This window comes from Catalinimonas locisalis (assembly GCF_038039535.1).
Taxonomy (GTDB): Bacteria; Bacteroidota; Bacteroidia; order Cytophagales; family Cyclobacteriaceae; genus Catalinimonas.
On the sequence record NZ_JBBPHP010000008.1, the window covers coordinates 84,500 to 96,808 of the forward strand.

Genomic DNA, 12,309 nt, shown 5'->3' on the forward strand with positions numbered 1-12,309 from the left:
AAAAATGGATTATTTATTGATATAATACAAATATATATAAAAATAGTTAAAATATAAAAATATTACACTTGTATTATTGATGAGTAATAATTGAAAAGTGATAAAAAATGAGTTGTCTGAAAAATGAAAAATACTATAAGAATAGCCTAATACTTCCTCTTGTTTCTTCATAGAATATCTCAGTCTGTGCAAGTAGTATTTGAGAAATATTCCAATGCAGGTAATGGAGTTGCACAATGGATGTAAGGCATCATCAGAAGAAGCCCAAATTCAATTTTCTTACTTTATATAACTTACGTGCAATGAAGCTGTGATGGTAAATCAGAATTAGCAGCTACGAAAAAACTTTCCCTCAAAGAGATAAAAAAGCTAGCCTGATTCCAGGCTAGCTACACACACAAATTGTTTATACAGACTTTTGAATTCTAGCGAATTAAAGTAACATCTCCATACTTTGTTTTTCTTTCACCGTTAGAAAACTTCATCTCAATTTTATAGTAATAAACATCAGCCGGGCAAAGTTGGCCTTCATAGTAGCCATCCCAGCCTATAGTTTTGTTTTTGCTGGTAAACATCACCTTACCCCAACGATTATAAATAGTCATGGACATTTCGGTAACGCCATCAATGACAGGTATAAAGATATCGTTGCTGACGTCGCCATACTGAAAGCCTCCTCCATTAGAACCATCGGGGTTAGGCGTAAAAGAGTTAGGAATTCTGGTTTTACCCGCCTCTGGTTGTCTTACGTCCACTACTCTTTCTATGAGTAAGGTGTCAGAACAACCACTGTCATTGACAGCGATAAGCATGACATCATACACTCCCTCTTCAGTGTACGTATGAGTAGGCTCAAATTCATAGGACACAGTGCCATCTCCGAAGTGCCATTCGTAGGCAGTAGCCCCGACACTTTGGTTAATTGTTCCAATAGGTCTGTCAGGTAAATATACAGTGGGCGGTCCTGCACTGAAAATAGCTCGGGGCTGATCATATACCTCCACCAAAAATTCTTTCATCAGCAGCTTATGCTCACCAAAAATGTTAGTAGCCTCCAATTTGATTGAATATTTTCCGGGTTTGTCGTAGGTATGGATAGGATGCTCCACTCCTGAAGCACCTGTTCCGTCACCAAAATCCCACTGGAAGGTAGCCGGGTCTACATAATTAGACTCATTGGTAAAAGTAACAGTCAACGGCCCACAACCTTGGTGCGTATCAGCTTCAAACTCTACGAAGGGCAGAGTAGGGTCAATGTCAATTACCACTCTTTCTTCATACTGCTTTTCACAGGCTCCATTAGACACGGTGAGCGTGATATAATACTGTCCGTAACCTTCGTATTTATGACTGCCCGGATTTTTTTCGGTACTGGTATTGCCATCTCCAAAGTCCCAATGGTAATCCCAAGCACCTTCATTGGTTTGATTGGTAATACTCACGGTAGAATTGGGAAGGTTCTGATGAGCGGGAGTCACTGTGAAAAATGGCTCCAACTCAGGATGAACAATTACTTCAAAGATTTCCGGATTGGCCGTACACTTATCTGTACTGGCTTCATACACGACTTCATAAGTAATGGTTTCGGAAGTTGTGTTAGGCAAAATATAAGAAGCATTCTTACTGGTGGTTTCTTCCAATGTCTGATCGGTTCCTTTCACCCTGTAATACCAGCGATGTACATCCACTCCGAAGGATTTGTTGATGAAATTGACCAGCAGAGGTCCGCAACCCTCTTGTTGATCGGCTTCCACTCTTACTTCAGGAGAAGGGTAAATATGCACGCTGGAAACCGCTCTGTCGGTACAACCTATGCTATCATGTGTAGCAATTAAAGTAACCTGATAAGTCATGTCACGACTGCTGGTATAGTTGATGAAAGTGTGTTCAATTTCAGCCGGATCAGCAGCGGTAGTAACATTATCTTCTGTTCCATCTCCCCATACCCAAGTGTAAGTCACACCTTCCTGAATCTGTTCATTCACAAATGTTAGTGTCTGAGGACTACAGGCAGGATTGTCTCCAATAATACTGAACTGAGCCACTGCATCCCCTACATTCACTATTGCTTTTTGATCAGAGATTTGTTGCCCACAACCATTGCCATCTTTGACAGATACCAGCGTGTAAGAAGTGCTTACCGAAGGTTTAACATTCAGGATAGTTTCATAAGCCAGGTTTTTCAAAGTATAATTTTGGCTACCATCAGTATATACCACTTCAAAAGGCATTTTACCGGTCATATTCAGTATAAGACTTGTTTGACCACCTTTGCAGAGGTCTACTGAACCCTCAATGCTGGCGGTAGGCAGGTCGTTGACAATCGTTATAATACTGCTACTTGTCGCCTGACAAGCTTCACCATTCATTCCTACTACATACACTTCATCCATGTTTACAAGACTATCAGTGACATAGATATTATTGGCAGATGGTCCTTGTACGGAAATATCGTTCAGGAAAAACTCATAGGTATCTGAACCTCCTGCTGTAAAGGTCACTTCAGTACCCTGACAGATGATATTATCCGGAACAGAACTACTTAGCGACATATCAGGCAACTCGTGGACAGTAACTTTCAATTCATCAGAAAGTACATCATCACATTCACCGGAAATGACTTTTCTCACAAAATAGTAGGTATCAGGAGCAAGGGTGGTAGATGTCTGGAAATTAGCGTTTGTAGCACCATTAATGCTCTGGTAAGGCCCTCCGCTTTGCGTAGCGTACAGCCATTGATAATCGTAGCTACCGCTTCCACCCTGGGTGGCATTTTCTGCTTCAAATGTACCCAACTGATCTCCGAAACATACTTCATCCGCGCCAACAATTTTCACAGAACCGGCCTGCAAAGTAGCCTGTACATTGACAACCACCGGGTCTTCAGTAATTACCCAATCATATGCTCCAGACTTTACTTCTCGTTTGAAGTAGGTCGTATCTGTCAGTCCCAGAACAAATTGTAGTTCCTTAGCCACAGGATCAACCACCCAGCTAGCATCTACATCTAGATAAGGGCCATTAGGATCAGTAGCGTATTTCCAGCGGTAAATGTATGAATTTTCATCGCCTCCGGTAGGCTGAATTGACTCGGTGAGATGATTTGGTACACTGCCTTCACAAATTGTCTGGTTTCCTGCAATGGCTCCGGCTGTCAGGCTGGATTCCACCTTCACTTCTACTGGCTCGGTGTAAACAAATGTGTTACAAGCTCCTGATCTCACACCTCTGCGATAGTAGGTGGTCTGTGTCAAGCTGCCAGTTACCTGATATTCATTTGAATCTGAACCGGATATGGTAGTATATACGCCATTTTCAGCGTATGAATATTCCCAAATATATTCCCTGTCAGCAGGGTCTCCACCAGTAACCGGGTCAACTTCGGTGAACTTATCAGGCGTTCCATTCAGTACAATAGCCTGATCTTTTTCAATGCTACCCGGATCAACAGCAGGATGTACGACTACCCGAATGGTATCGGAAATCTGCTCTCCACATTCACCGGAAATCACTTTTCTCCGGTAATAAGTGGTATCGGACAGGTTTTGAGTTTCTATGAATAGCGCAGATTGTGCACCGCTGATGTCTGTAAAAGCGCCACTTCCAGTAGCTTTCTGCCACTGGTAAGTATAAAAACCACTTCCGCCGCTGGCAGGATTTTGCGTAAAGGGAACAGTTGGCTTACTTCCTTCACAAATCACCTGATCACCAGTGATGTTACCGGGATGGAGCGTAGGTTCCACTGTCACTATTATCTCATTGGAATAATCATATCCACAAACTCCTCCTGTTACTTTTCTGCGATAAGTATATTTCGTGATCTGGTCAGACACGGACAGTAATGCATCTTGCTCAGTATAGTCAGCTTTTTTTGCCTCAACTCCCGGAATATCTACGAAAGCTCCGTTATTGATTTTTCTTTCCCATTGATACACTAAGGTATTATTTCCTCCTGAGGCTTCTGTCTGGGTGAAGACAGAAGGTACTGTATTTTCGCAGATGGTTTGCTCTCCGGTAATTGTACCAGCATCCAAAGCAGGGTTTACGTAGACAACAATCACATTGGAGAGTGCCGGATCGCAGACCCCATTTCTGGAACGTACTTCTCTGATATAATAAGTGGTATCGGACAAAGGAGCCATCTCATCATACAGCCTATTGGTGGCATAAGGAATGTCAGTGTAGGTACGGCTTGGACTGGGATCAGTAGAAAATTTCCACTGATAATCATACAATCCTGAGCCACCTGTCACGACTTTAAGTTCTGTGAAAGCCGATGGGTTACTTCCTTCACAAATCGTCTGTACACCACCAATCTCTCCGGCATCAAGTTCAGGCTCTACCGTTACGGTAATGATATTAGAACTTACCCACGAGCCAGCTGTACCGGATTTCACTTCTCTTTTGTAATAGGTAGTAGTGTCCAAAGGATTAACTGGAGTGTAATCAATGTTATTTTCACCGGAAATTACTGTAAAATTAGTGCCATCTTCAGAATACAGCCAGCGATAATCAAAGCTTCCAACACCTCCTTCGGCTGGATCTTTTTCAGTAATCGGAGCTGGCACAGAATTTATACAAATCAACTGATGGTCCTCAATCGTACCCGCTTCCGCAGCATTTTCCACTTCAATCGTCACTACGTTAGACACTCCATCAGTACACACGCCATCCGCTGCTACTCTTCTGAACAGGGTAGTCATATGCAGTGCTCCCGGCTGGTATTCAGCACTGTTGGCACCCAGGATATTAGTAAAAGTGCTGCCTCCATCGGTGGATTTCTGCCACTGGTATTGTAAGCCACTACCTCCCTGAGCATCGGTAATACTTGCAAGCTTATCAGGCGTACTGCCTGCTACAATAACATCATCTGTACCTATAGCACCGGCAGTCAGCGGAGGTTCCACGCTTACTTTAATGGGACTGGTGATCTGTTCACCACAGGTTCCGTCAGTCACTTTTCTTCTGTAGTAGGTAGTGGAGTTCAGTGCTGAGGTTTCTTCATACAATTCATCATCAGCTCCTGCAATATCAGTATAGGTAGCGCCTCCATCGGTAGATATCTGCCACTGATATGTCAAGCTACCATCACCCCCACTGGCAGGATTTTGGGTGAAAACAGCGGGAATAGTTCCTGAACAGATGCTTTGTTTGCCATTGATAGAACCTGCCACAAGCTGAGGTTCTACGGTAATGTTTATTTCATCCACCGCAGAGATACAGCCGGTATTAGTATCTGTTACCTTGAGCGTATAGGTGCGGCTGCTCGATAAGGTAACCGTAGGATTTGCCGCACTGGCGTCATCCAGACCGGTAGTAGGTGTCCATTGGTAAGTATAGCTTCCTGAACCTCCGCTGGCACTAGGCGTAGCTCCTAAAGTAATCGTACTGCCTGCGCAGATGGTCTGGTCATCTCCGGCATGGGCTACCGGAAGAGGGTATACATTGATAGCAATCTTCTTAGGCTCAGCAGTACAGCCATTATTGGTTTCCGTAACGATCAGTTCTCCTGACCAGGGATTGCTTCCAAAATTTAAGACGATATACTGGTCAGAAGTACCGCCACCCAGTGTTTTTACCGGGGCATCAGCATTAGCAGGAACGATTTCCCAATCATAAGTAGAGCCTGAATGCCAATCTACCTGATACAAGACGCTACTTAAGTTTACACAAACATCTGTAGGACCGCTGATATTTGAAGTAACAGGCGGAGTTTTGAAATTGATGGTAACATAGTCAATATTGCTGCCACCGCAAGCTCCGCTTACTGTCCAGCGAAAAGTATAATTTCCCGGATTGGACACTGAAACTTCTGCGTCTGGCTTATTTGGATTGTCAAAATTAGCTGTACCCGGACCGTTTTCCAGAGCCCATGCTCCGGTTCCTACTACTGGAGCTGTGGTATTCAAAGTGTAACTCAGCTCACAGACTTCATTATCAAGTCCGGCCTCAGCTGCACTGATGGATGGGTTAACTGTGAATGTTACCTCTTTTATGTCTCCCGTACATCCGTCAGCTATTGGAGTCACTTTGTAAGTTACGTCTACTGGCAAAGTGCCGCTGTTGGTTAGCGTTTGACTGAAGCTACTTCCAGTGCCGGGAAGTGCTCCACTTATTTTGGATGGGTCACTGATGTCTACCGACCAGGAATAAGACATACCGTTTGCTACTGAACTGCTAAAACTTACTTCGGCTTTATCTCCGCTACAAATGTCAGTGTCAGTGTAGTTAAGCGTCAATACGGGAGTAGGCTTAACTTTGATTTCTATGTCCTGACTCTCTCCGGCACAGCCGTTGGCCTCAGTGGTAACATGATACGTTACTGTCTGAACCACATTGCTGTTGTTGGTTAATGTATGTTCAATTTTAGTCCCACTTCCATCAGAAGCTCCGTTGATATAAGTAGCATCATAACTTACGGTCCAGTCAATGACAGTTCCGCTTACCAAAGAGGAAAGGCTGATACTGGTCTGACCACCGTCACAAATCTCAGGGGTGGAATTGACGATCTGCAAATCAGGTTTAGGATTAACGGTAATCTCAATCTCTTTGCTTATGCCTTCGCAACCGTTGAATTCAGGTGTAATGGTGTAGGTCACTGTTTTAGGTGCAGAAGTGGTATTTTCCAAAGTCTGCTGAATAGTGCTTCCGTTTCCAGGCACAGCTCCTGTAATGCCCGCATCGCTGGATACTGTCCATTCAAATGTAGTACTACTAACATTGCTTGATAAATTGATTTCAGCCTCTTCCTCGGAGCAAATGGTGTTAGCCGTTACGGCAGTGCTAAGTACAGGTGTAGGTTGGACTATGATTTCTACTGTTTTGCTACCTCCCTCACAGCCATAAGCAGTGGGCGAAACAGTATAGGTTACTTTTTGAGGCTTACTACTAATATTGACCAGCGTATGCTTGATTTCATCTCCGGTTCCATCGCTAAAACCGGATAGAGAGTCAGGCTCATCGGCTACGGCAGTCCAGCTATAAGTAGTGGTACCGCTCACATTAGCACTCAGGCTGATGTCTGTTTCTTCACCGTTACACAAAGTAGTAGCAGTTGGACTGATAGTAACTACAGGAGATGGATTAATGGTAAAAGTAAAATCCTGATAATCTCCCTCACAACCGTTAAGAATTGGGGTGATACGGTAGGTAATGTCCTGTGGAGCAGTACCCGTATTGAAAAGCTGTTGGCGTAGCTCTGTTTGATTGTTTGCACTACCAGCTCCGGTAATATCAGCCCCTATACTTTCTATGGTCCAGGAATATAATGTGCCGGTAAAAGCAGGACTGCTGCTCAGGTTGGCTACCACTTCTTCCTCATGGCAAATTTCAGCATCAGTAACATTAACAATGAGATCAGGATTAGGCTTGATTTCAATATTGAATAAAGAATTTATGCCTGTACCACAACTGTTTTCGCCATATACCTCAATGAAATGGTTACCAGGAGCAACAGAACTGAAATCTACCGTAATAGAATTGGTATTGTCGCCTGAGGAGATACTTGCTCCTGCCGGCAAAGTCCAGATGTAATCTTCAGCATTTTTAATGGCAGCTACGCTGAAATCAATACCAGTTTCTTTTTCACAGATTGCAGAGGGACCGCTAATGCTTCCTGCATCATCCGGCTTGCCAGGACTTACAGTGACTGTAAAATCTTTAGTCTCACCTTCGCAGCCATCTTTGTAAGGCGTAATGTGATAAGTAACTGTATCGGTAGTAGTACCTGAATTGACCAGTACATCGGAAATACTGGTGCCTACAAGTTGATTCCCACTACTACTTACCCCTGATATTGAGCCACTTACTGTGGTAGTCCATTCAAAGGAAGAACCTGCCAATGTAACTGAAGGAGTAAAAGTGGCAGTTTCTCCTGAACAAATATTTACTTCGTATTCGGAAGCTGAGTTGTCTAACTGAGGAGATTGCTTGACATCTACTGTGATACTGTAAGGCGCCGAATAACCGTTACAGCCTTCAGCTTCAACAGTAATGGTTGCAGTACCTACAAAATTAGGGTCCCAGCTCACAGTAGCAGAAGAAGAAGTGCCTGAGATTGTATTTCCAGCTCCGCTAACTGTCCATTTATAGCTGTTGGCGTTGGTTGCTGAGGTAGAATAGTTACTACTAGTAATACCCTGACATATTTCAGTATCTCCCGAAATAGCGGTAGGATCACTCACTGCAGGCGTTACGGTAACATTTACACTTTTGGATTTATCAACTTCGCAACCTTTGGCTGTTACCTTGACGGTAGCAGTTCCATAAAAATCTGCATCCCAACTCACCAAACCTGTATTATCAATACTACCGGCGGAGGCGGGTGATAACTCCCATATGTAGCTGTCGGCGTATTGGGCATAAGCAGAATATTGTGTAGTCTCAGCAGCCTGGCAGCGAGTTGTTAAAGGAGAAGAGAATGATGGAGTTTCCACATAGGCTTTCACTACCAAAGCTTTCCAGTCGGAAGTATCGCTGCAGGCGTTGGGCGTGTTGGCAATCAGTCTGGCATAATAGGTTGCCGTAGCATTGCTGCCGAAGTAGGGAAGTTTGGTGGTGATATTTTGGGCAGTAGATACGAACTGAGTAGCAATATCATTACCATTTAAATCTACCGTTTGACCAGTGGTACTCGCTTTTCTGAGTTCCCACTTCCAACTGGTTCCGGCAGGTACATTGGCTGAAGTGTTATTGAGATCAACTTCTACCATATCACACTGAGGATCAGCAGGGTCTAAGTTAAAATCAGCCACAGGCTGCGGCAGAATTTCAATGGTCTTGGTAACTGATGTGATACAAGTACCGGTATTTCCGGTAATCTCGTCATTGGTAACATCCAGCGTCACATTGTAGGTACCGGGAGCAGCATAAGTATGGGTAGGATGCGTATCAGTTGAAGTATTTCCATCTCCAAAATTCCAGTTATAAGCATAGTTGGGAGTACTGTTGTTGGTAAACTGAACAGGATTGCCCGCACAAGCTGGATTCATATCAATGCTAAAGTCAGCGTCTGGTGCATCTACTATGCGAATGTAAACAGTTTTTGATACTGAAGAATTTCCTGTAGGATTACCAAACTCATCTTCATAGGGATTACAGCTATTCCAGTTATGCAAAGTAAGCTCAAAATATTCTCCTACCTGACTGGTGTTGGGGACGGAAATATCTAAAGTTTTTACGTTGGAAGAGGTCTGTACGGCAGGTAAATGCGTAATCCCTCCTTTGAAAGGGAAGGTTTCGTTCAGTCCATTGATCTTTACATCACCAGTGATAGGGTTAGCGTTGTCTGTACCATATTCCCACTGTATCCATCTACCAACATTATAAGGATGGTCGGTAGCCAGACAGCTGAACTGCGTTACATCTGTAAAATCAACAGTGACTGAATTACCTGCACAGACCAGATATTCTTCTTTATTGGTTTGTAGTTTGTTGCCCAGCACATCATCTGTATCCCAAACAAGTATGTCTTTTTGTATTTTGGAATCATCACATTTTATTCCATTCACATACAGATATGCGGTTGCCGGATATATACAATCTCCTAAGCCCTTAGGGTAGGTATGGGGTGTTACCAATTCCCACTTAGAACCATTTTTTGTGATGTCATAAATGTCTATATCCCCATCTCCCCAATCAATATGGACCTTATTTTCATTGCTTTCATTAAGCCCGGCATAGGTTACTTCAAAGTCTATGGTTTGGTCAGCACATAGCTTACTCTCATCCTGAAACGCTCCTCCAATACCACCGCTTGAAGGGCAATTTTGTGCATTAGCTTCGGAAAGAAGACCAAAAAAAAGTAGTGTAATAAATATTTTGGAAAAGTTTTTCATACGCTTCAACCTGAATGTTTGATTTGTCAGATTACCTGATACGGATAAACTTTTGCCAAATTATCGTGTTTTAATACAAATTAATTGTTGTTTTATCTGTCAAAGTTACATATTGTATTAACAAAGTTATATTAATGTATGTTGACCAGTTTCTGATTGATTATATAAACGGTAAGAGGGAGACAGAACTGATAAATTTTATGCCAAATAGCAATAGAAAAAATTATCAAAAACTTCTATTTAATGCAGAAATCACTCTTTTTATCACAAAACCCGCATAGATAGGTTGTAAATGGTAGGAGTGAAAACGAGAGATATAATAAACATCAATAAAAATAAATTCTTGTGCTTTTGCTTTTTCAGATTACCAATTCATTCAATAAACACAGCTTTATTGTTATGTTTATTATTAAAAAAGTACAATTTATTTCACTTAAAACCTTATGTAGACTAAAGAATTGTTTTGTACAAAAAGTGTATAATTTAGCAAATTTTTCACTGTAGGAGCTCAAGACATTGTCTAAATCAATCTTTAAAATGAGAATAGTTGAACCTATTATGCCGACTTGCTGAGCACCGAAAAAACTGACAAGCCTATAAAAGCTTAAAGAAAGACTAAAGTCAATCCCAATTAGGCGCCCAGGCTGGGTCAATCATACGTTCGGCCCCTCGTTTTTCGGAAATTTGCTGCATTTCTTCTGCGGTAAGCTTAAAATCAAATATTTCCAGGTTTTGTTTACGTCTTTCATGACTGCTGGAGCGAGGTATTGCAGCAACATTATCCTGTTGCATATGCCATCTCAAACTAACCTGTGCAGCGGTTTTGTCATATTTTTCACCAATTGATCTGAGGTTCTCATCATCCATCACTTTGCCTTTTCCAATGGGACTATAGGCAGTAAGAAACATATCATTCTTACGTACAACCTCTAACAATTTAGACTGATCCAGATAAGGGTGATATTCAACCTGATCACAGACTACCGGAGCTATTTTTCTGGCCTCATCAATCATCCTTACGGTAAAATTACTCACACCTATATGTTTGACTTTGCCATCTTCCTGTAGTTTCATCATTGCCTCTAATGATTCTTTTAGCGGTACATCTTCATTGGGCCAGTGGATCAGCAAAAGGTCCACATAATCAAGTTTTAGCTTTTGTAAACTTTGATGAGCGGCATTGATTAGCGCCTCTTTGTGGAGATGCGTATACCAAACCTTAGTAGTGATAAAAAGCTCTTCACGACTGACTTCTGAAGCTTTGATTCCTTCACCCACCTCAGCTTCATTATCATACATTTCGGCAGTATCAATATGGCGGTAGCCCAAACTGATAGCGTCACTTACACCTTCCACACAATCTTTCCCTTTTAACGTATAGGTTCCAAAACCCAAAGCGGGCATCCTACTGTCTTTGATATTAATGAACTTCATGGGCAATTATTTTTTCTAGTTAAAAGTCAAAAGCTTAACCAGTAGACTTGACACATGTTTGTGGAGTTTGCTATTATAAATACTATCTTAGTGAGCAACCAAACCTTAACTTTTTTGAACTTTTATGAAAAATCTAGATCAGAACACCACCATCGGATGGATAGGAACAGGCGTAATGGGAGTTTCTATGCTTTCACTCATTCAGCAACAAGGGTATAAGTCAGTAGTATATAATAGGACTAAGGAGAAAGCCCGGTCACTTATAGAGGCGGGTGCCGAATGGGCAGACTCGCCTAAAGCAGTAGCCGAAAAATCACAGATCATTTTTACCATCGTAGGCTTCCCAGAAGATGTGCGGGAAGTTTATATGGGAGATGAAGGAGTACTGCACTCCGCAAAGGAAGGCAGTATTGTGGTGGATATGACAACTACAGAACCAAGTCTGGCAGAGGAAATCTACGCGGTAGGCAAGCAAAAAGGTGTATCAGCCATTGATGCGCCGGTTTCAGGGGGAGATGTGGGAGCAAAGAAAGGTACTTTGTCTATCATGGTTGGTGGCGACAAGGAAGCAGTAGATACTGTGATGCCGCTTTTTGAGATTATGGGTAAAAATATTGTTTATCAGGGGGGAGCCGGGAACGGGCAGCATACCAAAATGTGTAACCAGATCACTATCTCCGGTACTATGATAGGAGTATGTGAGTGTTTGCTCTACGGTTATAAAGCTGGTCTTGATTTACCCACCATGCTTAAGTCTATCAGCGGGGGTGCTGCTGCCTGCTGGACATTAGACAATCTTGCCCCTCGTATCGTGGATCGTAATTTTGATCCCGGCTTTTATGTAGAGCATTTCATTAAAGATATGGGTATTGCACTCATGGAAGCCAACCGCATGGGACTGGCGCTTCCTGGTCTGGCACTTGTTAAGCAAATGTACGAAGCGGTGAAAGCCCAGGGACATGGCAAACTGGGTACCCAGGCACTGATGTTGGGACTGGAAAAGCTTTCTAATGTAAGGAATGACTAATGAAGAATGAGT

3 protein-coding genes are annotated in these 12,309 nt (G+C 42.6%); 1 reads left to right on the forward strand and 2 read right to left on the reverse strand.

Translation table 11 applies throughout. The annotated features are described in order from the left end of the window. Positions 1-425: 425 nt before the first annotated feature. On the reverse strand, positions 426-9,836 hold the full coding sequence (locus WJR50_RS12710) for a DUF8696 domain-containing protein (RefSeq protein WP_341293660.1): 9,411 nt from the start codon (positions 9,834-9,836) through the stop codon (positions 426-428). A gap of 621 nt (positions 9,837-10,457) precedes the next feature. Next, positions 10,458-11,270, reverse strand: coding sequence for an aldo/keto reductase (locus WJR50_RS12715; RefSeq protein WP_341293661.1), 813 nt, complete (start codon positions 11,268-11,270; stop codon positions 10,458-10,460). A 124-nt stretch (positions 11,271-11,394) separates the two neighbouring features. On the opposite strand from WJR50_RS12715, the gene WJR50_RS12720 reads away from it, so the two are divergent. After that, the gene (locus WJR50_RS12720) at positions 11,395-12,297 is read left to right on the forward strand and encodes an NAD(P)-dependent oxidoreductase (RefSeq protein ID WP_341293662.1); all 903 of its coding nucleotides are present in this window, start codon (positions 11,395-11,397) and stop codon (positions 12,295-12,297) included. Positions 12,298-12,309: the final 12 nt, after the last annotated feature.

What these genes read in the sequence shown, in the direction of transcription:
- WJR50_RS12710 (WP_341293660.1), bottom strand. Translation starts at nt 9,836, where the DNA reads ATGAAAAACTTTTCCAAAATATTTATTACACTACTTTTTTTTGGTCTT.
- WJR50_RS12715 (WP_341293661.1), bottom strand. Translation starts at nt 11,270, where the DNA reads ATGAAGTTCATTAATATCAAAGACAGTAGGATGCCCGCTTTGGGTTTT.
- WJR50_RS12720 (WP_341293662.1), top strand. Translation starts at nt 11,395, where the DNA reads ATGAAAAATCTAGATCAGAACACCACCATCGGATGGATAGGAACAGGC.